The sequence below is a fragment of the Pseudomonas sp. TE21435 genome (assembly GCF_056279265.1).
Genome location: NZ_JBWBQZ010000001.1, coordinates 308328 through 327844 on the forward strand (window position 1 = coordinate 308328; position 19517 = coordinate 327844).

Consider the following 19517-nt stretch of genomic DNA (forward strand, 5'->3'; position numbering starts at 1 on the left):
GCCTATGCCCACCGGATACGCAGACGGTGCCAAGGTGTACCGCGAAGCGTATTGCCGAGGGCTGACGCCTGACCCCGAGCTGTGGGTAGACGAGTGGGCGGACGAGTACATGCGGATCCCGCGTGATACCGGCGCCGCCGAGCCCGGCAAGTACCGCACCGCGCGTACCCCGTATGCCCGCGAACCCATGCGCTGCCTGTCGCCTGCCCACCCCTGTAAACGGGTGGTGACCAAGGTTGCCTCGCAGCTGATGAAAACCCAGATCGCCCTGAACTGGATCGGCGCACTGATCCACATGGCGCCTTCCAACATCCTTACCCTGCTGCCCAGCCTGGCCCTGGCCAAGCGGGTGTCCTCGCGGATCGGCAAGACGATCGACGCCACGCCAGAACTCAAGGCGCGCGTGGCGGCTAACCGTTCCAGGGATGCCCGCAACACGATGGACACCAAAGAGTTCGAGGGCGGCACGCTGTACGCTACCACCGCTGGCTCAGCTGCCAACCTGTCGGAGCTGTCCGCCCGCTACGTGTATGGCGACGAGGTCGACCGCTGGGACGTCGACGTCGACCAAGAGGGCGACCCGATCAAGCTGGCCGAGGCGCGGGGTAGTACCTTCGGCCGCAACGCCAAGTTCTATTTCTCCAGCTCGCCGCTCATCAAAGGCGCCTCGCGGATCGACGACCTGTTCCTGATGGGGGATCAGCGGCATTACTACGTGCCTTGCCCAACGTGCGGGACGATGCAGGTCTTGAAGTGGGATCGCCTGTTGTACTCCCCTGACTTCAGTCGCGTGCACTACCAGTGCGAAGGCGCCGACTGCGACGTGCTGATCGAAGAGCATCACAAGGCCGATATGCTGGCGAAGGGCGAGTGGCGTGCCCACGCCCAGGGCGACGGCGAAACGGTGAGCTTCCACCTCAATGCACTGTACGCCCCGCTCGGCTGGCACTCTTGGGCCATGCTGGCCCGCGAGTTTGAAGAGGCCAAGCGCGCCCAGGACCGTGGCGACCTTGAACCGATGCAGGTGTTCTACAACACCCGTCTGGCCGAGGTCTGGGATAGCGCGATCGAGCAGACCAAGGCCGAGGTGTTGCAGGCTCGTGCGCTGCAAGAAGACTACGTGCTCGGCACACTGCCAGTGGGGGCGCTCACCCTGACGGCATCTGTCGACGTACAGGCCAACCGCCTGGAGCTGATGGTCATGGCCTGGGGCGCGGGTATGGAGCGCTGGGTGGTCGACCACCAGGTGATCCCCGGCGACCCTGCCGACGAGCGCACCTGGGCGCTGCTCGACGACCGCCTCAAAGTCCGGTATCGCCACCCCTGCGGCGTAAGCCTGGGGATCCTGGCCACCGGCATCGACTCTGGCGGCCACCACACGCATGAGGTCTACCAGTTCACCCGCGTGCGCCGCTGGCGCAACGTGTTTGCGCTCAAGGGCGCAAGCAAGCCGGGCCGGCCAGTGATCGCCCAGCGCCCGTCGCAGGTGGACGTCACTTGGAAGGGCCAAACCGAGCGCAACGGCGCCGAGCTGTGGATCGTTGGTACCGACACGGCCAAGGACTGGATCTACAACCGCTACAGCTTCGAGACGGGGCCGGGCGCGCTGCACTTCGCCAAGGACCTGCCGGACGAGTTCTTCCAGCAGTGCGTGGCCGAACGCAAGATCGCCCCGCTACGTGAAGGGCTACAAGCGGATCGAGTGGGTCAAGAGCAAGGCCGAGCGCAACGAGGCGCTGGACCTCATGGTGTACAACCTGGCCATGGCCAACTTCCTCGGCCTGCACCGCTATGGCGAACAGGACTGGGACAAGCTGCGGCAGGCGCTTGCGCAGGCCAGCCTGTTCGACCAGGGCGAGCAGCAGCCAGCCCGGCCCCAGGCCAGCGAGCCAGACGGCGACGACCAGAACGAAGAGGTCGAGCAGCCGGCATCGGCACCGATTAGGCGCCCCGATCCGCCAACACCGTCAACACCGCCGGCTCCGCGAGCCGCGCCTCAACCTATGCAACGCCGCAGCTCCAGCAGCGGCTATCTGAAGAGACGCTGACATGGCTTATACAAAAGCAGACCTCGCCACCGTCGAGCGGGCGATCGCGCGCGGCGAAAAGATCGTCCGTTACTCGGACCGCACCGTTGAGTATCGAACCGTCGACGAGTTGATCAAGGCCCGCGACCTGATCCAGTCCGAACTGGTGAAAGCCGCCGGGCCGCGTTCGCGCGTCGTGCGCGTCTACCACGGGGGCAAAGGCCTGTGAGCGGGCGTTATCTGACCCTCGGCCGCTCCGGCATTCTGGTGCCCGAGCGGATCAAGGCCAGCTACGAAGGTGCCGCCGAGGGACGGCGCTCATCGAACTGGGATGCGACGGACACTGGCGTGAACAGCCTGATCATGCCGGCCTTGCGCAACCTGCGTTCTCGCTCCCGCAGCGCGGTCCGCAACGACCCCTACGCCGCCAACGTCATCGACAAGCGCGTAAGCAACTTGATCGGCACCGGCATCACGCCGCATCCGCAGCTGCTCGACAAGGCGGTGCGCAAGGCGATGCAGGTGCTGTGGGAGGATTGGGTGGACGAAGCTGACGCCGATCAGCTCACCGACTTCTACGGCCTGCAGGCGCTGGTGGCGCGGACGGTCGAGCAGTCGGGCGAATGCTTCATCCGCCTGCGCCCACGCCGGCTGGAGGATGGCTACGCGGTGCCGCTCCAGCTGCAGTGCCTGGCGCCTGAATTCGTCCCTCACGACAAGTTCGAGTTGACACGCTTCGGCAACGTTATCCGCGCCGGGATCGAGTTCAACGGTATGGGGCGGCGGGTAGCGTACTGGTGCTACCGCAACCATCCCAGCGACAAGTCGGCGCTGAACGTCGGCTACAACCAGCTGGTGCGCATACCGGCCGAGCAGATGCTGCATGTCTTCGAGCCGCTGGAGCCGGGGCAACTGCGTGGCGTACCGCGCCTGGCGCCGGTGCTGAAGCGTCTGCGCAGCCTGGACAACTTCGACGATGCGGTGCTGTTCCGCCAAGAGGTGGCCAACCTCTTCGCAGGCTTCGTTCGCAAACCCACCCCGGACGGTCCGCCGCAGATAGACCCACTCACTGGCGCACCGGTGAAGTACGACCGTGACGGTTTCACACCGATGGTGGGGCTGGAGCCCGGCACGATGCAGGAGCTGTTACCCGGTGAGCAGGTCGAGTTCTCGGACCCGCCCGATGCCGGCAACAACTACCCCGACTTCATGCGGCAGCAACTGATGGCCGCTGCCGCCGGCTCAGGGCTGCCTTACGAGCTGATGACCGGTGACATGCAGGGCGTGAACGACCGCGCGATCCGCGTGGTGCTGACCGAGTTCCGTCGCAGGCTGGAGCAACTGCAGTTCCAGGTCTACGTCCATCAGCTGTGTCGGCCGGTGCGTAAAGCCTGGATGGACATGGCGGTACTCGCCGGTGCGCTCGACCTGCCGGACTACTCGCAGCGCCGCCGCGATTACCAGCGCACCCGTTGGGTTCCGCAGGGCTGGGCTTACATCCACCCGGTGCAGGACGTCCAGTCGCGCACCATGGAAATCGCCGCGGGCTTCGCGTCACGCAGCGAGGTTTGCCTGCGAGGCGGTACCGATGCCGAGGTGGTGGACGAAGAGAACGCCGCCGATCTCGCCCGGGCGAAGTCCTTGGGCCTCACCTACAGCACGTTGTCGGCGATCGATGACGATCCCGACGAGAAGGAGAAACCATGAAACCGTTGATGCCATTCCGCATCTTCAACAAGGTGCCCTCGGCGCCGAAGGTCGAAGACCAGCATTGGTACAAGATCAGCGCAGCGGCCGAAGGCGAAGGCACAGCCAACACCGAGCCTGCCCCAATCGAGATCTACATCTATGGAGAGATCGGTGGGTGGGGCATCACCGCGAACGAGTTCATCAAGGACTTGAAGGCGATCGACGACGGTGTATCGCCAGTCGTGGTGGCGTTCAACACCATTGGTGGTGATCTGTTTGACGGCCTGGCCATTCACAACGCGCTGAATCGCCTCGGTGAACGCTGCACCGCGCGTATTGATGCGCTGGCCGCCAGTGCCGGCAGTGTCGCGGCCTGTGGCGCCCACCGCCTGGTCATGGCTTCCAACGCCATGCTGATGGTGCACAACCCTTGGACCTGGACCAGCGGTGATGCCGAGGACCTGCGCCGCGTCGCTGACGTCCTCGACCAGACCTTCGAAGCCATCATCGCGGCATACCGGGCCAAGGCCCCGGACATCGACGACGTCGAGCTGCGCCGCATGGTCAACGATGAGACCTGGCTGACGGCTCAGGAAGCCCTGGCGCTGGGCCTGGCTGATGAGGTGGGCAACGGGGTCGAGGTCAAAGCCTGCCTCGCGCAGGGCGCAGCGATGAAGCGGTACCGCCAGACGCCGCAGGCGCTGCTGGATCAGCTGGCTGATCAGACGCCGGACGATGACCCAGCAACTCCACCTGAAGTAACCCCGCCAGATCCAGCAGCCTCCACGGCGCTGGCGCTGATGATCACCCAGGGCTGCGCCAAGGCCGGTATTAGCAACTTGGCCGAGACCCTGATCGCCTCCACCAAACTGACCGACCAGGCCACGGTGCAGGCCGCGCTGACACGGGCCAAGGGTGTTCACGACCTCTGCGTCGCGGCGCGCTTGCCCGAGCTTACAGCGGAGTACGTCAACGCCGGCCTGGAGCCTGACGCGGTGCGAGCGCGCCTGTTCGAGAAGCTGGTTAGCTCCGGCAAAGGCTTTGAGATCGACAACAGCCTGCCACCGGCCGACGACGAGCCGGAGAAGGTCAAGGCGCAACTCCCCAACCCATCCAGCATCTGGGCTGCCCGTCGGCAGGCCGCCAACAAAGGAGCACGACCATGAGCAGCATTCAAGAGGAACCAGTCCACGCGGGTGAGTTCCTGCTTTCCGAGGGCGCGGGGAAGATCTCCCGCGAAGCCATCAACATTGCCGCTGGCCCGGCCCTGGTCGCTGGGCAGTTGCTCGGCCTGATCACTGCAACCGGCGAGTTCGCGCCCTACGCCCCTGCGGCTGAAGACGGTACTGAAAACGCCGTTTGCATCCTTTTCGCCCCGCTCGGTGAGTCGGACATCTCGCGTCGGGGGCGCGCTGTCGTGCGGCTGGCCGAGGTCACCGAGGCGTTGCTGACGGGCGTCGATGCTGATGCCGAAAAGTCCCTGGCGAAGCAGTTCATCATCCTGCGCTGACCCAACCCTCTCTTTCTCCCAGCCCCGCCTTGTGCGGGGTTCTTACTTTCTGGAGTACCCCATGGCTGAGATTGCCATTTTTCAAGACGATGCCTTCAGCGTTGCGGCCCTGACCGCCGCCATCAACGAGCAGGAGTACGTGCCGGGCCGTCTGGCCGCCCTCGGCCTGTTCCGCGAGGAGGGCGTACCGACCCTGACCGTTCAGATCGAAAAGGACGGCGATACGCTGGCCTTGGTTCCTGCAGGTGAACGTGGGACCTCTGGCCTTGTGGTCGGCGGCAGCAAGCGCAAGCTGATCCCGTTCAACACCATCCACCTGCCGCAGCGCTTCTCGATCAAGGCTGACGAGATTCAGGGCATTCGTGCGTTTGGTACCACCACCGAGCTCCAGGCCGTTCAGGCAGTGGTGAACAAACGCTTGAGCAAGGTGCGCAGCCAGCTGGATGCCACCCATGAGTATCACCGCATGGGTGCTGTGAATGGCCAGGTGCTGGACGCCGACGGCACCTCGGTGCTGCTGGACATCTACAAAACCTTTGGTGTTTCCCGACAGACGATGTCGATGGGCCTCAACGATCAGAACGCCACCGTCCAGGCCCAGTGCGTCGATGCGCTGGACATGCAGGAAGACGCGCTCGGCAACGTCACCACCACTGGTGCACGTGCCTTCTGCGGCAAGACGTTCTGGAAAAAGCTGATCGCTCACAATTCGGTGGTTGAGACCTACAAGGGCAGCGAGCAGGCCGCATCCCTGCGGGGTGACGGGCGTGCGTCGTTCGAATTTGGCGGCATCAGCTGGGAGCGCTATCGCGGCAAGGTAGGTGGCAAGGCCTACGTTGCCGACGACGAAGCCCGCCTGGTGCCCGAGGGCGTCTCGGATCTGTTCCTTTCGATCTACGCTCCGGCGGACTACATCGAGACGGTTAACACCGAAGGCCTGCCGTACTACAGCAAGATCGAGGAGATGCCGTTCGGCAAAGGTGTCGACGGCGAGGCGCAGTCCAACCCGCTGCACATCTGCACTCGTCCCCGTGCAGTAATCCGACTGACGCTCTGATCATGGCCTTCCGGGACCTGATCGATGAAGTGGACGATACGGTGTTCGATGTCCTGGGCGATCGCGCCCTGATCGATGGGCGCGAAGTGCAGGGGATGTTCTCTGCACCGTGGCTGCAGCCGAAGCTCGGCCGCATCACCACGTCGCTGCGGGAACCGCACCTGGTTATCCGTGTGAAGGACAACGCCGGGGTCGAAGCCCGGCAGCGGGTAGAAATCGACCTGTCGGCGGAGGACGGCGGCGGCGCGTACACGATCGCTAGCGTCGAGCCAGGCGGTGACGGACTGGTTGCCCTGGTGCTGAGGAAGGCGCCATGAGCGTCGGCAGCTATCACAAGGTGTCCTCCAGCACCGGGATGATTACCCTTCAGGCGCTGCCCCAGCAGGTCGCACAGTTCGATGAGTTCGCGGCGCTGGCCCCGAAGGCCATTGCCAATGCTCAGCGTCGAGCGATCAACAAGACCCTGCGCTGGCTGCGCACCCACGTGGGCAGGGCGGTCGCCGTGCAGGAGCGGATCGCCGTGGCCTCGGTTCGTCAACGCCTGCGGGCCTATCCGGTGGGCGGTGATGGTCGCGGCAAGCTTTGGTTCGGCCTTGACCCGATCGCGGCAAGTCGCGCGGGCCGGCCACGGCAGACTCGCAACGGTGTCTCGGTGGCTGGGCGCCGCTACCAAGGGGCGTTCTTCAAGGCGGTCTACGGGAGCAACCCAGACATCTGGATCCGCACAGCCAGCAAGCATTTCAAGGCAAGCGACTACCCGGCCAGCGAAGTGTCGGGGAAGGGCGGGGCGAGTTCCGGCTGGATCGCCGAGAACGGCAGCCGCTTCCCGCTGGCCAAGGCGATGATCTCCCTGGAGGACGTGCGGCCACACTTCGAATCGTGGACACAGAAAGCCCACCAGCGGCTGCTGGTGGTCATGAAGCAAGAACTCAACTACGAACTGCAGAAACTGTTGGGGAGGGTTGGCAATGGCTGACGATCCGATCCCGCTTGATCGTCTGTACGCTGCGATCGAGGAACATATCGTCCGTACGCTACCTGCGTTGGAATACGTCGGTACCATGCCTGACCGGCTTGATCGCATAGCGATTCCCGCCGTGTTGATCGAGTTGGTCGAGTGGGAGCCAGGGCCGGACCTCGGCACGGGCGAGGTTGGAGTAGAGGCGCGATTCGAGGCGCGCGTGATTGTAGCGGGGGAGGAGGACTACAGCCTCCGTATCGCCGCGTTCTCAGCGGCCCAGTTGACCGTGTTGCTGCGCATGCAGACCTGGGATATCGAGGTCGAGCCGGCCAAGTTCGTTCGAGCAGCACAGGACTGGACGCGGCCTGAGTTAGATGGATACGCGGTTTGGGTGGTGGAGTGGACCCAAATCATCTACCTCGGCGAGGAGGAGTGGCCTTGGCCAATCCAGCCGCCCGGCTCGCTGGTGCTGAAGGTCGGCCCCGACGTTGAGCCCGTCAGCCCGGAGGATCTGTCATGAGCTACGCATCCGCGATGCACGACCGGATGCTGGCCAGCCTGGTGATCCCCTGCCGGGTGGTCGCCGTCGACTTGGCCGCCGCAATGGTGCGCGTGTCGGACGGCAGCGGCTGGACCAGCGCCTGGGTGCGCTGGCACAGCCAAGCCGCCGGCAAGGCACGCCATTGGCGGGCGCCGAGCCTGGCCGAGCAGGGTGCACTGATCAGTCCCAGCGGTGAGCCAGCCCAGGGCACTTTCGTTCCAGGGCTGTACGGCAACGCCGGTCCGGCGCCGGACAACCGCGACCATGTCGAGGTCTGGCGTTTCGACGACGGTGGCTCCCTGGTCTACGACTGGCAGGCCAAGAGCTACACGATCGAGCTGCCCAGCGGCACGGTTACGGTGAAGGTCGGAGCCTCCCAGGCAGTGCTGACAGACGACGCCATCACGGCCCAGTCCTCGAGCATCACCGCCCAGGGCGACATGATCACGCTGACCGGCGCGGTCACCATCAACGGGACACTGATGGTCACGGGTGACATCAACGGCGGGGGCAGGATCATCGACACCGCCGGCAACACGGCAAACCACAAACACTGACCACAGCCCGCCGAGTGCGGGCTTTTTCATGCCTGGAGAAAAGCATGGCCAGAACACAGAAAGAGCCTGAAGAGGGCAGCGAAGCGGCGCCGGTATCGCGCGGGCCGGTGACTTTCATCGATCAGGAGTACACCCGCCGCAAGTTGATCCTGCCTGACTGGGTGGAGCTTGAGGTGGTGCAGGGCCAGGTCACGATCAGCGGAGAGGACGCGGTGGGCCTGGCCTACATGCGCAACCGGTCCGACTTCAAGGAAGCCTGACCGTGATCGGCATGGATCGTCGAACGGGCCAGCCAGTTTCCGGCCTGGGGCATCTGCGTCAATCCATCGAGGACATCCTCACTACCACGGTGGGCAGTCGCCGGATGCGCCCCGAGTACGGTTGCCAGTTGCGCCGTTACGTCGACCTGCCGGTCACCGAGGGCTGGAAAAGTGCGGTACAGGCCGAGGTCGCCCGTGCCCTGGGCCGTTGGGAACCGCGGCTGCAGCTGGAGCGGGTGCGGGTGCTTGCAGTCATCGACGGCAAGATCGACCTGCAGTTGACCGGCACGTACCTGGGTGACAGCGCAGTCTTGGAGGTGAGTGCATGAGCGCAGTGGATCTATCGCAGCTCCCGGCGCCGCAGGTGCTGGAGAGTCTCGATTTCGAAGGGGTGTACGGCGAGGAGCTGCAGCGCTTTCGCCAGTACATGGGGGACAAATGGGACGCGCTGCTCGAGAGCGATCCGATCACCAAGCTCCTCGAGCTGGGCGCATACCGTCGCATGCAGAACCGGGCGCGGGTCAACGACGCGGCCAAGGCCCTGATGCTGGCCTATGCCCGCGGTGCGGATCTGGACCAGCTGGCCGCCAATGTGAACCTGCAGCGGCTGGTGGTGCAGGCCGAGGATCTCAATGCAGTGCCTCCGGTTGAGCGCGTCCTCGAGGCGGACGATGCGCTACGTGAGCGCGTGCAGCTGGTCTATGAGGGGCTGACCACCGCAGGACCGCGCAACAGCTACATACTGCATGCCCGCAACGCCTCCGGGCGGGTGGCGGACGCGACAGCCGAAAGCCCGGCCCCGGCCGAGGTGGTGGTTACGGTGCTGGACCTGGAGGGTGCGGGCCTCGCGACGCCGGAGCTGCTGGAGACGGTACGTGCATACCTGAGCGACGACGATGTACGCCCCGTGGCCGATCGGCTCACGGTCCAAGCCGCCGAGATCCTGCCGTACCGGGTCGAGGCCCTGCTTTACAAGGCCGGCACGGGACCAGAAAACGAAGCCATCCTGGCGGCATGCAAGGCTCGGCTGAAGGCTTGGGTAAATCCCCGGCGCCGGCTGGGCCTGGAGGTTTCGCGGTCCGGGATCAATGCCCAGTTGCACATCGACGGTGTGAGCCGGGTGGAACTGGTGGGATGGACGGACATCCGCCCCACGAAGGAACAGGCCGCATGGTGCGAGGCGATCGACGTGGAATGGGGTGGCTGACATGAAAAGTCTGCTCCCCGTGAACAGCACCCAGCTGGAACGCGCCGTCGAGGTCGCCACGGACGAGCTGACCGACATCCCCCTGCGTACTCTGTACAACCCCGACACCTGCCCGGCGCACCTGCTGTACCAGCTGGCCTGGGCCTGGTCGGTGGACCGCTGGGACGACGGTTGGTCGGAGGCGGTGAAGCGTTCCGTAATCCATTCTGCCTTCTTCGTGCATGCCCACAAGGGCACGATCGGCGCGCTCCGGCGTGTGGTTGAGCCGTTTGGTTATCTCATTGAGATCAACGAATGGTGGCAGCAACAGCCTAGGGGCGTGCCTGGCACCTTCGGGTTGAAGGTGGGTGTTTCTGATGGCGGGATCGGTGAAGAGACCTACCGCGAGTTGTCCTTGCTGCTAGACGACGCTCGGCCTGTCAGTCGGCACCTGACTACCTTGCAAATTAGCCTCGAAACTCGCGGAACATTCTATTTGGCTAGTTCGCTGAGCGACGGCGACATCCTCGACGTCTACCCGCCGGCTCAGCGTGACATCAGTGTCTCCGGCCGCATAGGACGCGGGGGGCGTGAACACACAATTGATACCCTGGACATTGCACATGGTTGACCAGAACTCGCAGTTCTTCGCGATCCTCACGAACGTGGGCGCGGCAAAACAAGCCAACGCGGATGCCCTGGGCATCCCATGGACCATCACGCAAATGGCCGTGGGGGATGCCAACGGCACTGACCCTATACCCAGCGCAACCCAGATGCGGCTAATCAATGAGTGGCGCAGAGCGCCGTTGAACCAGCTGAAAGTCGACGACAAGGATACTTCGGTGATCGTGGCGGAGCAGGTGATTCCCGCAGATGTGGGCGGTCACTGGATTCGCGAGATCGCGCTGTATGATGCCGACGGTGACATGGTGGCGGTGGCCAACTGCGCGCCGACATACAAGCCGCTGTTGAGCCAGGGCTCGGGCCGCACCCAGGTGGTGCGCATGAACCTGATCGTCAGCAGTTCCAGTAACGTCCAGCTGCGCATTGACCCGAGCGTCGTGCTTGCTACTCGAGAGTACGTCGACAACAAGGTCGCTGGGGTATTGCCAGGTGGGAAGCCGGCCGGCACTTACACCAAGGTCACGATCAATGAGCGCGGCATTGTCACCACGGGCACAAATCCCACGACCCTGGGCGGCTATGGCATCACCGACGCCCTGAAGAAAGGCCACCTTGGCCTGGGTGGCAGGATAGCCCCGGCCGGCCAGATCGACACTATCGGCCTGGAGGGTGGTTTCTACTCGTTCACCGACGGGCAAACGACGCTCGGCAACTACGCCTCGGTGTTGAACATCCCGTACATCACCGATGATTACGCGGCGCAGATCGGGTTCATGTATTCAGGCGACGAGCCGATCATTGCGGTCCGCTCCGCCAAGACCTCGCGGCAGTGGGGGCTGACGCGCATCTTGTGGCACAACGGCAACTTTGACCCGTCGGGCTACATCAGTGTTGCCAATGGCTACACCCGCCCGCAGGTCGACGGGCTCCTGGCCAGCAAGGCCAACTGGGCGATCACGCTTGGCGGATACGGCATCACCGACGCTTACACGAAAAGCGAGGTGAATACCGCGTTGCTCGCCAAGGCCGACAAGGATAAGGCGCTGGCCGTCGGCGTTGTCAGCCGGCAGCAGCCGGTACTGGCGTCGCCTGCGTGGGGCGCGGAGTACGGCTCTGGAGCGCTGATTATCCGCGAGGCGATGGAGGTCGGTGCAGCGGATCAGCGCGAAGTTTGCGCGCCCGGTATCGGCTTCCACTGGTTGGGGTTGGTGGCCGGCAAGCTGGTAATGGACTCAATCGGCAAGTTGAAGTGGAACGGGCAGCCCCTGTTGATGGGCACCACCGCCAGCCAGGGTGAGGTCGACACCGGCAGCACTGATACGGGCTTCGTGACGCCGCTCAAGCTGCGCTGGGGGTTCTCCTTCATCAAGGGTGGAGGCGGCGCGAACAATGCGATCGTGTTCCCCTCCTGGTTGGGTGGTCTGATGATTCAGTGGGGCGTTCACATTGCGAATGCCGCTGATGCCGAGACGACGGTCACGTTTCCTCTGGGCTTCAACATCATTCCAGCGTGCGTGAGCGGCTTCACGCATGACGGCGTCATGACCCAGTCGACAGTGGCGCCGCAAGCTCGGCTGCTCACCGCGACAGGCTTTCAGTCTCGACGAGAAGACGTCATCAACAGCTCATCATTTTCCGGCACCGCGTACATCCGCTGGATTGCCGTTGGCTATTGAGGGTAAGCATGGACATTTGGGCTAAGTGGGTTGAGGCCGATCAGCGGTTTTCGTTCGACCTCAGTGACAACGGTGGGGCCAAGATTTCACGCAAGCGGCATGCGGAGCTTTTGGCGGCCGAAGCCTCGGGGCAGTCAATAGCACCGGGCGATGATGGGGCGCCAACGTTGACTGAGCGACAGCCGCCACCCCTCGAGTTTGTGATGGAGCGGGAGCGCGCTTGGCGCACTGTAGAGCTGTCCCGCTACGAGTGGGTGGTTACGCGCCACAGGGACGAGGTCGAACTGGGAGGCGTAACGACGCTCACGGCTGAGCAATATGCCGCGCTGCTGGCCTACCGGCAGGCGCTGCGTGACTGGCCAGCGGCCGACGCCTTCCCGGCGCTGGCCAACCGTCCGGTAGCACCGGATTGGCTTGCCGAGTTGATCCTGTAAGGCCCCGCCCGTCGGGGCTTTTCTTTTGGCGTTGTCGGCTATGGCCGGCGGCACCTTTCCAGGCCTCGCGCATGCGGGGCCTTTTCGTATCTGGAGACTTGTATGAGCGGTTTTTTCCACGGCGTTACCGTAACGAACGTCGACACCGGCGCGCGCACTATCGCGCTGCCGTCGTCCTCGATCATCGGCCTGGTCGACACCTTCACCCCTGGTCCCGATACCACGGCCAAAGCGAATGACCTGGTAATGATCACCAGCGAGCGCGAGGCGGTGGCCGCGTTCGGTCCTAATGCGGCGATCACCAAGGCCTGCCGCGCTATCTACACCCGCGCCAAGGCAGTGGTCGTCGCCTGTGGTGTGGCCAAGCTGGCCGATCCCGCGGAGCAGGTGTCAGCAATTATCGGCGGTACCAAGGCAGACGGTACCCGCACTGGCCTGCAGGGGCTGCTCGACGGCAAGAGCCGTTTCAACGCCCAGCCGCGCCTGCTGGTCACCCCCAAGTACAGTGCCACCCAGGCGGTCGGTACCGCCCTGGTGGCCCTGGCCGACAAGCTGCGTGGCATTGCCATCCTCGACGGGCCGAATACCACCGACGAAGCAGCTGTCGCGTATGCCGGCGAGTTCGGTGCCAAGCGTGCATTCCTGGTCGATCCGGGCGTGCGGTTCTGGGATACCGACGCGAGTGCCACGGTGGACGCGCCCAGCTCGGCCTGGGTGGCCGGCCTGTTCGCCTGGACCGACCGCGAGTATGGCTTCTGGGCCTCGCCGTCGAACAAGGAATTCGTCGGCATCACCGGCACCTCGCGGCCCATCGAGTTCCTCGACGGCGACGAGACTTGCCGCGCCAACCTGCTGAACAACGCCAACATCGCCACCATCATCCGCGACGACGGCTACCGCCTATGGGGCAACCGCACGCTGTCGAGCGATCCGAAGTGGGCCTTCGTCACCCGTGTACGGACCATGGACATCGTCATGGACGCGATCCTCTACGGCCACAAGTGGGCCGTGGACCGTTCGATCACGGCCACCTACGTCAAGGACGTGACCGAGGGCCTGCAGGCGTTCATGCGCGACCTGAAGAACCAGGGCGCAATCATCAACTTCGAGGTCTTCGCCGACCCGGAGCTGAACACCGCCAGCCAACTAGAGCAGGGCAAGGTGTACTGGAACATCCGTTTCACCGATGTCCCGCCGGCTGAAAACCCCAACTTCCGCGTCGAGGTCACCAACCAGTGGCTGACCGAAGTCCTCGACGGTAACGCATAAGGAGCGAACCCATGGCGATGATTCCCGAAACACTGGCCAACCTGAACCTGTTCGTCGACGGCGTCAGCTTCCAGGGCGACGTGCCCAGCCTGACCCTGCCCAAGCTCACCCTGAAGATGGAAGAGCACCGCCCGGGCGGCATGGATATGCCGATCGAGATGGAACAGGGCATGGAGAAACAAGAGGCCGCCTTCACCACCACCGGCATTCGCCGGGAGGCGCTGAAGTTCTTCGGCCTGGCTGACGGCACCGCCTTCAACGGTACGTTCCGCGGCGCCTTCAAGGGCTTCAAGGGCAAGATCACCCCGGTGATCGTCACCCTGCGCGGCGCGCTGAAGGAGGTCGACATGGGCGACTGGAAGCCGGGCGACAAGGCCGAGATCAAGCACAACGTCGCAGTGACTTACTACAAGCTCGAGGTCGACGGGCGCCTGATCTACGAGATCGATGCGCTGGGCATGAAGCGGGTGATCGACGGCGTCGACCAGCTTGCTGCTCAACGCCAGGCCCTGGGCCTGTAACCCCCTCACTGAAAAGGACAACATCCCATGAGCAAGAAAACCCCCGCTTACCTATACCTTGAAGCCGACCGCGTCACCGTACAGCTGAGCCGCCCTGCGGAGTGCAACGGCATTCAGGTCGACAAACTGTCGCTGCGTGCGCCGACCGTACGTGATATCCGCACCGCCCAAGGCACCGCCGACGGTGACGACGAGCAGCGCGAACTGAATCTGTTCGCCTCACTCGCAGAGGTCGGTGTGAAGGACCTCGAGAGCCTGACCCTGAAGGACTACACGCGCCTGCAGGCCGGTTATTTTCGTCTGGTGCAAGACGACGGGCTTTGACCCGCGAGCTCAGAAACAGCTAGCCAAGCGGCTGGCTAAGGAGCTGGGTTTCTCGGCGGCCGAAATCTCGGCGATGCCTTGGATGGATATCGTTTGGTGGCTCACCGACTGAGCACGCAGGAGGGTAGCGCATGGCAAAGCTGGCGATCGCCCTGGAAATCGGCGGCGCCGTCGCTGCATCGCTTGGTGCAGCATTCGGTACTGCCAAGGGGCACATCAAAAAACTCGAGGAGAGCGGCAGTCGCGCAAAGGTGTTGAAGAACACCATCGGCGAGACGATCAAGCTTCGAGATGAATGGAAGAAAGCGCACGACAGCGGCTCGGCGGCGGCCTCCGGGCTGCTGCGGCGCCTGGAGGGCAATCTCGATGCCCTTAAGAAACAGGGTGTCGAAGTCGGCCGGCTGTCAAAGGAGTACCAGCGCCTGGGGCGCGAAGCGAAAGCTGCAGATCTGCAGCAGAAAGGCAGGCAACAGATCAGCTCTGGCCAGTCGTTGCTCAAGCCAACCCTGGCCGCCACGGCGGTCGGGGTCGGTATGGCGGCGATCCCGACCAAGATCAGTGCAGGCTACCAGGCTGTGATCCGTGACATCGCGATCAAGGCGGATGTGGCGAACAAGCCCGAGGAAGCGCAGCTCACACGGACGGTGATCGACACGGCCAAGGACACGGGTATGTCCCGCAACGACGTCGCGGACTTGGTCAACCAGCTCGTCGGCGCCGGTATGGAACTGGACAAGGCGCTGTCCTACGCGCCCACGGCGGCGAAGTTTGCGGTCGGGCAGGGAGCCAGCGGCGTCGACACCGCGTCGATGATCATGGCGCTGCAACAGAACGCCAAGATCACGGACCCCAAGGTGATGGAGCAAGCGCTCGAGGCGATTGCTTACCAAGGTCAGGCGGGCAGCTTCGAGGCCAGTGACATGGCGCGCTGGTTTCCGCAGCTGCTGGCGGGTATGGAGAAGAGCGGCAGCACTGGCCTCGATGCGGTGACTTCGCTCGGCTCTATGCTGCAGGTGCAGATGAAGACGGCCGGCGGCTCGGACGAAGCAGCGAATAACTTCAAAAACTGGATCGAGAAGATCGGTTCCGGCGAGGTCGTCGATGCCTACAAGAAGGCGGGAATTGACTATCAGGCCTCGCTGAACACGGGGATCCAAAAGGGCATGTCGACGATTGAGTCGAGCATGGCCCTGGCTCTGCGTTACGTCGAGGCCACTGACCCTGCCAAGGCCAAGAAGATCAAAGACGCGCAGGCCGGGATCAGCAAGGAAGCCGACCCGGTCAAGGCCAAGGCTGCGCTGGAAGCGCTGGAGAAGTCCTTGCGTACCGGCGACCTGTTCGCGGATATGCAGGTCAAGGCCGCGCTCACGGCGTACTCGCAGAACCGCGACCTTTACACCCAGCTCAAGAACGACTCGACCAAGGCGACCGGTATCCTGGACAAGAACCTTGCTGAGCGCCGCGAGACGTCCTCGCAGATCTGGGCGGAGACGCTGCAGTCGATCGATGATGGCATGCGCAGTGTCGGTGACGCGATACGCCCGGTGACCGACAAGATCGGTCAGGGGATCACGTTCCTGGCCCGTGGGTTGACGACGCTGTCCGACAAGCTCCCTGGCCTAGTGATAGGGATTGCAGGCATCGCTGCTGGCATCAGTGCCCTGCTGGCCGTTTACAGCACTGCGAAGATCGGCAAGGGCGTCCTGAACGTCATGCGCGGCCGTCGCAGGGGGCGCGGTGGAGGTACCGATGACGTGCCCGAGACCGGCAGCAAGGTCGTCGATGCTGGCTTAGGCGTCCTGGGGAAGGTGTTCGGCGGTGCTGCGGCGAATGATGCCGGCGGTGTTCTGGGTAGCGAGCCTCAGCGGGTGTTTGTCGTCAACGTCAAGGACCTCGGCGGGTTCGGATCCTCAACGGGAGGCGGCGAACCGGGCGGTCGGCGCCGACGCCGGCAGCAGCGTAAGGGGCGTGGCGGGCTTGCGCCGCGTCGGTCCGCTCCTACGAGTGCAGTCGGGCGAGTGGCGCGCGCGGGTACCTCGACCGGGATAGCTGCAGCGTCGGCGGTTTCCGAGGTTGGTCGGATGGGCCGAATGCTGGGTGCCGTCGGCAAGGTGTCGAAGGTGGTCGGCAGGCTCCCAGGCGGGAAGGTCCTCGATGCGGGTATGACCGTGGTCGAGACGGCCATGAACGCGAAAACCCAGGATGAGAAGGCCGAGGGCTACGGTAGTGCGGCGGGCGGGTTGGCCGGCGCGCTGGCGGGCGGTGCTGCAGGTGCGGCGCTCGGTTCGGTTGTGCCGGTTTTGGGCACGGCGATTGGTGGTGCCATCGGGGCTGCGATCGGCGGCCTCGGCGGTGAGGGCCTGGGCGGCTGGCTGGGCAAGAAGTTGTTCGGCGAGGACGAGCAGGTGGCAAAGGCCGACAAGGAAAAGGCCGCGCCTGGGGATGTCGCGCGATCGATCGCCGCGGCGGCTCCCGCTCCCACGGCGCCCGTCGTGGCCCAGGCGCTCGAGCAGGCCAAGCCGAAAGCGGACCCGCCCAAGGTCGACCAGCAGTTCTCATACATGCCCAACATGCCGGTCACGGTGCAGGGTGACGTCAAGGATCCGCAGCAGGTGTTCCGCTCACTCGAGGGGATGATCCGCAATAGCTGGGAAACCTGGTCACGGGAAAGTCTGGCGCGCCAGGCCGCTGGTCAGCTCTTCGATCAACCTCACGTTTAAGGAGGTGCCATGGCCTACATGGCGTCCATGCAATCGACGCTTTCGTCGTTGATTGCGGCGGGGGAGGCTGGCCGTACCAGCCTCGACGGAATGCTCGGCCCGCTGACCGGTGCCGTTGGCGATATGACCGGCGCTGCCTCGGAGCTTGAGAACCTGCCAGTCCTTGGCCCGGCCCTCGGCCAGAAGCTGCAGCGCACGATGCGAGCCATCAACGCGGCCCAGTCCTCGGTGGGGCAGGTCGCATCAACCTATAGCCAGGTAGTTAGCGGAGCGGCAGCGGTGCAAGACCGCATCGGCTCCCTGAAGGAGCAGGCCGGCAGGGCCTCGGCGGCGATCAGCCGCATCGCGGGGCAGGCAAGCCCTACGCTGGCCAACATCTTGCCGACCAGTGCGCTCGCGCCGCTGGCCACGCCGGCAGCCGATGCCATCAAGCCTTTCCCGCATCTGCTGATCCTGCAGCCGCTCGATGCCAAGCAGCAGCCGTACTACTTCAACCTGGATACCGCGGCCTTCGACGAACTGCGCCGGCAGACCTCGGCGCGCTGGGCCGGCCAGGAGCGCCTGACGCGAACCATTGCGCAGCAGGCGGTCGGGCAGGGCGAGGACAAGATCACGCTCAAGGGTGTGATCTTCACCAGCCGGGGTGGGATCAAGCAGCTGGATGCGCTGCGCACCATTGTGCGCCGGCTGCAGCCGATCAGTCTGGTGACCGGTTACGGCGACGTGTTGGGCACCTGGTGCCTGACCAGCCTGGACGAAGAACAGAGCGCGTTGCTGGCCGGCGGCATTCCGCGCAAGCAGGGTTTCTCACTGGAGTTCGTGAGTTATGGCAATGACATGCAGAACGTCTGACGGGGATCTGCTGGATACGCTGTGCTACCAGCATTACGGGCACCTCAACGGCACCGTCGAGCTGGTGCTGCAGGAGAACCCGGGGTTGGCGGATGAGCCGCAACCCTACCGCGCCGGGGTAATCATCGTGCTGCCCGAGCTGGCAGCACCGTCGATCGAGACTATCGAGCTATGGGGTTGACCCATCGCACCACACCGAGCCCCGCCCAGTGCGGGGCTCTTGCATTCTGGAGGGACTATGCAACCCACTTTCCGCATCGTCGCTGATGGCAGGGACATCACGATGCTGATCAACGACCGGCTGATCCTGCTGAGAACCACCGACAAGCCCGGCATGGACTCCGACGAGTTCGAGCTGCGGATCGATGACCGCGACGCCGCGGTGGCACTGCCTGCCCGGGGCGCCCGGATCGAGGTCCACCTGGGCTACGTGGGCCAGGCGCTGGCTCGCCTGGGCCGATACACCGTCGACGAGATCGAGGTCTCGGCGCCGCCCCGCACCATGGTGATCAGGGGCAAGGCCAGCGACATGCGTGGCACTGGCAAGACCACACGCAGTGGCAGTTGGGAAGGCGTGCCCCTGTCGCAGATCGTCCGCGACATTGCCGCGCGCAATGGCTGGACACCGGTCTGTCCGGTGCAGACGAAGGTCGATCGCGTCGACCAGCGCAACGAATCCGACTTCAACTTCATCACCCGGCTGGCCAAGCAGTACGACTGCACGGCGAAGGTCGCCGACGGCAAGCTGCTGGTAATGCCGCGTGAAGCCAGCCTGAGTGCCAGCGGCAAGGCCTTTGGCACGGTCACGATCACCCCGGCGGATGTGAGCCGGTGGCAGTTCCGACTCGGCGATCGCAACGCGCAGGCGGCGGTGAAGACAGCGCACCAGGACAAGAAGACGGGAGAACTGGCCGTCATCGAGCTGAGCAACGAGGACGCACCTACCGGCCTGCCGGCCGTGCACACCGATCGACACATCTACCCGAACAAGTCGGCAGCCCAGCAGGCGGCCAAAGCCAAGCTCGCCGCATTCAATCGCAGCACGGCCGGCGTGCGCCTGCAGATGGCTGGGCGAACCGATCTCTTCGCTGAACGGGTGATCAACGCCCAGGGTTTCAAGGATGGGCTGGATGGCCAGTACCTGGTCGACAGCGTCGAGCAGACGTTCGATGCCTCTGGCTGGTCGACCGCGGTGGAGTGCAACGGCGGGAAGAAGGGCAAGGCCAATGCCAAAGGCAAGGGCAGGGGCAAGAAAACTAAATTCGACAGGCCACTGAAGGTGGTCGCGGTGAACCCGGCCTGAGCG

General features: G+C 64.3%; 22 protein-coding genes and 1 pseudogene. All 23 read left to right on the forward strand.

The annotated features are described in order from the left end of the window. The first annotated feature begins 4 nt into the window (after positions 1-4). The 23 genes and pseudogenes from ACZ9C1_RS01340 to ACZ9C1_RS01450 all read left to right on the forward strand — a co-directional run bounded on the left by ACZ9C1_RS01340 (position 5) and on the right by ACZ9C1_RS01450 (position 19514). Positions 5-2048, forward strand: a pseudogene (locus tag ACZ9C1_RS01340) (phage terminase large subunit family protein). A gap of 1 nt (position 2049) precedes the next feature. Next, positions 2050-2256, forward strand: coding sequence for a phage head-tail joining protein (locus tag ACZ9C1_RS01345; RefSeq protein WP_197865791.1), 207 nt, complete (start codon positions 2050-2052; stop codon positions 2254-2256). Next, entirely contained in the window at positions 2253-3734 is a 1482-nt protein-coding gene (locus ACZ9C1_RS01350; RefSeq protein ID WP_476253425.1) for a phage portal protein, read from the forward strand. The genes ACZ9C1_RS01345 and ACZ9C1_RS01350 overlap by 4 nt, the downstream gene beginning before the upstream one ends. Beyond that, complete coding sequence (locus tag ACZ9C1_RS01355) at positions 3731-4882, forward strand: head maturation protease, ClpP-related (RefSeq protein ID WP_476253426.1); 1152 nt, start codon at positions 3731-3733, stop codon at positions 4880-4882. The genes ACZ9C1_RS01350 and ACZ9C1_RS01355 overlap by 4 nt, the downstream gene beginning before the upstream one ends. Further along, positions 4879-5226 (forward strand): head decoration protein, encoded by a 348-nt coding sequence (locus tag ACZ9C1_RS01360; RefSeq protein WP_046856360.1) that lies wholly within the window; start codon positions 4879-4881, stop codon positions 5224-5226. The genes ACZ9C1_RS01355 and ACZ9C1_RS01360 overlap by 4 nt, the downstream gene beginning before the upstream one ends. A 61-nt stretch (positions 5227-5287) precedes the next feature. Beyond that, the gene (locus ACZ9C1_RS01365) at positions 5288-6283 is read left to right on the forward strand and encodes a major capsid protein (RefSeq protein ID WP_476253427.1); all 996 of its coding nucleotides are present in this window, start codon (positions 5288-5290) and stop codon (positions 6281-6283) included. A 2-nt stretch (positions 6284-6285) separates the two neighbouring features. Beyond that, positions 6286-6600: a head-tail joining protein gene (locus ACZ9C1_RS01370; RefSeq protein ID WP_258599023.1), complete on the forward strand. Its 315-nt coding sequence runs from the start codon at positions 6286-6288 to the stop codon at positions 6598-6600. Further along, positions 6597-7259: a hypothetical protein gene (locus tag ACZ9C1_RS01375; RefSeq protein ID WP_476253428.1), complete on the forward strand. Its 663-nt coding sequence runs from the start codon at positions 6597-6599 to the stop codon at positions 7257-7259. Before ACZ9C1_RS01370 ends, ACZ9C1_RS01375 begins: the two co-directional genes overlap by 4 nt. Beyond that, the gene (locus ACZ9C1_RS01380; protein ID WP_476253429.1) at positions 7252-7764 is read left to right on the forward strand and encodes a hypothetical protein; all 513 of its coding nucleotides are present in this window, start codon (positions 7252-7254) and stop codon (positions 7762-7764) included. The genes ACZ9C1_RS01375 and ACZ9C1_RS01380 overlap by 8 nt, the downstream gene beginning before the upstream one ends. Then, complete coding sequence (locus ACZ9C1_RS01385) at positions 7761-8342, forward strand: phage baseplate assembly protein V (protein ID WP_434728753.1); 582 nt, start codon at positions 7761-7763, stop codon at positions 8340-8342. The genes ACZ9C1_RS01380 and ACZ9C1_RS01385 overlap by 4 nt, the downstream gene beginning before the upstream one ends. Positions 8343-8386: 44 nt before the next feature. Beyond that, positions 8387-8602 (forward strand): hypothetical protein, encoded by a 216-nt coding sequence (locus tag ACZ9C1_RS01390; protein WP_476253430.1) that lies wholly within the window; start codon positions 8387-8389, stop codon positions 8600-8602. A 2-nt stretch (positions 8603-8604) separates the two neighbouring features. Beyond that, on the forward strand, positions 8605-8931 hold the full coding sequence (locus ACZ9C1_RS01395; protein WP_476253431.1) for a GPW/gp25 family protein: 327 nt from the start codon (positions 8605-8607) through the stop codon (positions 8929-8931). Then, positions 8928-9809: a baseplate assembly protein gene (locus ACZ9C1_RS01400; protein WP_476253432.1), complete on the forward strand. Its 882-nt coding sequence runs from the start codon at positions 8928-8930 to the stop codon at positions 9807-9809. Before ACZ9C1_RS01395 ends, ACZ9C1_RS01400 begins: the two co-directional genes overlap by 4 nt. A 1-nt stretch (position 9810) precedes the next feature. Beyond that, positions 9811-10419 carry a phage tail protein I gene (locus ACZ9C1_RS01405; RefSeq protein WP_476253433.1) on the forward strand — a complete coding sequence of 203 codons (609 nt, stop codon included), beginning with the start codon at positions 9811-9813 and terminating at the stop codon, positions 10417-10419. After that, positions 10412-12091 (forward strand): phage tail protein, encoded by a 1680-nt coding sequence (locus ACZ9C1_RS01410; RefSeq protein ID WP_476253434.1) that lies wholly within the window; start codon positions 10412-10414, stop codon positions 12089-12091. Before ACZ9C1_RS01405 ends, ACZ9C1_RS01410 begins: the two co-directional genes overlap by 8 nt. 8 nt (positions 12092-12099) lie before the next feature. Further along, positions 12100-12525 (forward strand): phage tail assembly chaperone, encoded by a 426-nt coding sequence (locus tag ACZ9C1_RS01415; RefSeq protein WP_457377938.1) that lies wholly within the window; start codon positions 12100-12102, stop codon positions 12523-12525. Positions 12526-12627: 102 nt separating this feature from the next. Next, positions 12628-13794 carry a phage tail sheath subtilisin-like domain-containing protein gene (locus ACZ9C1_RS01420; RefSeq protein ID WP_476253435.1) on the forward strand — a complete coding sequence of 389 codons (1167 nt, stop codon included), beginning with the start codon at positions 12628-12630 and terminating at the stop codon, positions 13792-13794. Between the two features lie 11 nt (positions 13795-13805). Further along, positions 13806-14315 carry a phage major tail tube protein gene (locus tag ACZ9C1_RS01425; RefSeq protein ID WP_476253436.1) on the forward strand — a complete coding sequence of 170 codons (510 nt, stop codon included), beginning with the start codon at positions 13806-13808 and terminating at the stop codon, positions 14313-14315. 27 nt (positions 14316-14342) lie between these two features. Further along, positions 14343-14639, forward strand: a complete 297-nt coding sequence (locus ACZ9C1_RS01430) for a phage tail assembly protein (RefSeq protein ID WP_476253437.1) — start codon at positions 14343-14345, stop codon at positions 14637-14639. A gap of 131 nt (positions 14640-14770) precedes the next feature. Continuing rightward, on the forward strand, positions 14771-17359 hold the full coding sequence (locus ACZ9C1_RS01435; protein ID WP_476253438.1) for a phage tail tape measure protein: 2589 nt from the start codon (positions 14771-14773) through the stop codon (positions 17357-17359). Between the two features lie 9 nt (positions 17360-17368). Beyond that, positions 17369-18211, forward strand: a complete 843-nt coding sequence (locus ACZ9C1_RS01440) for a phage tail protein (protein WP_476253439.1) — start codon at positions 17369-17371, stop codon at positions 18209-18211. Continuing rightward, positions 18186-18392, forward strand: a complete 207-nt coding sequence (locus ACZ9C1_RS01445; RefSeq protein WP_186713635.1) for a tail protein X — start codon at positions 18186-18188, stop codon at positions 18390-18392. The genes ACZ9C1_RS01440 and ACZ9C1_RS01445 overlap by 26 nt, the downstream gene beginning before the upstream one ends. A 57-nt stretch (positions 18393-18449) precedes the next feature. Continuing rightward, complete coding sequence (locus tag ACZ9C1_RS01450; protein WP_476253440.1) at positions 18450-19514, forward strand: phage late control D family protein; 1065 nt, start codon at positions 18450-18452, stop codon at positions 19512-19514. Positions 19515-19517 lie beyond the last annotated feature (3 nt).

What these genes read in the sequence shown, in the direction of transcription:
- ACZ9C1_RS01345 (WP_197865791.1), top strand. Translation starts at nt 2,050, where the DNA reads ATGGCTTATACAAAAGCAGACCTCGCCACCGTCGAGCGGGCGATCGCG.
- ACZ9C1_RS01355 (WP_476253426.1), top strand. Translation starts at nt 3,731, where the DNA reads ATGAAACCGTTGATGCCATTCCGCATCTTCAACAAGGTGCCCTCGGCG.
- ACZ9C1_RS01360 (WP_046856360.1), top strand. Translation starts at nt 4,879, where the DNA reads ATGAGCAGCATTCAAGAGGAACCAGTCCACGCGGGTGAGTTCCTGCTT.
- ACZ9C1_RS01365 (WP_476253427.1), top strand. Translation starts at nt 5,288, where the DNA reads ATGGCTGAGATTGCCATTTTTCAAGACGATGCCTTCAGCGTTGCGGCC.
- ACZ9C1_RS01370 (WP_258599023.1), top strand. Translation starts at nt 6,286, where the DNA reads ATGGCCTTCCGGGACCTGATCGATGAAGTGGACGATACGGTGTTCGAT.
- ACZ9C1_RS01375 (WP_476253428.1), top strand. Translation starts at nt 6,597, where the DNA reads ATGAGCGTCGGCAGCTATCACAAGGTGTCCTCCAGCACCGGGATGATT.
- ACZ9C1_RS01380 (WP_476253429.1), top strand. Translation starts at nt 7,252, where the DNA reads ATGGCTGACGATCCGATCCCGCTTGATCGTCTGTACGCTGCGATCGAG.
- ACZ9C1_RS01385 (WP_434728753.1), top strand. Translation starts at nt 7,761, where the DNA reads ATGAGCTACGCATCCGCGATGCACGACCGGATGCTGGCCAGCCTGGTG.
- ACZ9C1_RS01390 (WP_476253430.1), top strand. Translation starts at nt 8,387, where the DNA reads ATGGCCAGAACACAGAAAGAGCCTGAAGAGGGCAGCGAAGCGGCGCCG.
- ACZ9C1_RS01400 (WP_476253432.1), top strand. Translation starts at nt 8,928, where the DNA reads ATGAGCGCAGTGGATCTATCGCAGCTCCCGGCGCCGCAGGTGCTGGAG.
- ACZ9C1_RS01405 (WP_476253433.1), top strand. Translation starts at nt 9,811, where the DNA reads ATGAAAAGTCTGCTCCCCGTGAACAGCACCCAGCTGGAACGCGCCGTC.
- ACZ9C1_RS01410 (WP_476253434.1), top strand. Translation starts at nt 10,412, where the DNA reads ATGGTTGACCAGAACTCGCAGTTCTTCGCGATCCTCACGAACGTGGGC.
- ACZ9C1_RS01415 (WP_457377938.1), top strand. Translation starts at nt 12,100, where the DNA reads ATGGACATTTGGGCTAAGTGGGTTGAGGCCGATCAGCGGTTTTCGTTC.
- ACZ9C1_RS01420 (WP_476253435.1), top strand. Translation starts at nt 12,628, where the DNA reads ATGAGCGGTTTTTTCCACGGCGTTACCGTAACGAACGTCGACACCGGC.
- ACZ9C1_RS01425 (WP_476253436.1), top strand. Translation starts at nt 13,806, where the DNA reads ATGGCGATGATTCCCGAAACACTGGCCAACCTGAACCTGTTCGTCGAC.
- ACZ9C1_RS01430 (WP_476253437.1), top strand. Translation starts at nt 14,343, where the DNA reads ATGAGCAAGAAAACCCCCGCTTACCTATACCTTGAAGCCGACCGCGTC.
- ACZ9C1_RS01435 (WP_476253438.1), top strand. Translation starts at nt 14,771, where the DNA reads ATGGCAAAGCTGGCGATCGCCCTGGAAATCGGCGGCGCCGTCGCTGCA.
- ACZ9C1_RS01440 (WP_476253439.1), top strand. Translation starts at nt 17,369, where the DNA reads ATGGCCTACATGGCGTCCATGCAATCGACGCTTTCGTCGTTGATTGCG.
- ACZ9C1_RS01445 (WP_186713635.1), top strand. Translation starts at nt 18,186, where the DNA reads ATGGCAATGACATGCAGAACGTCTGACGGGGATCTGCTGGATACGCTG.
- ACZ9C1_RS01450 (WP_476253440.1), top strand. Translation starts at nt 18,450, where the DNA reads ATGCAACCCACTTTCCGCATCGTCGCTGATGGCAGGGACATCACGATG.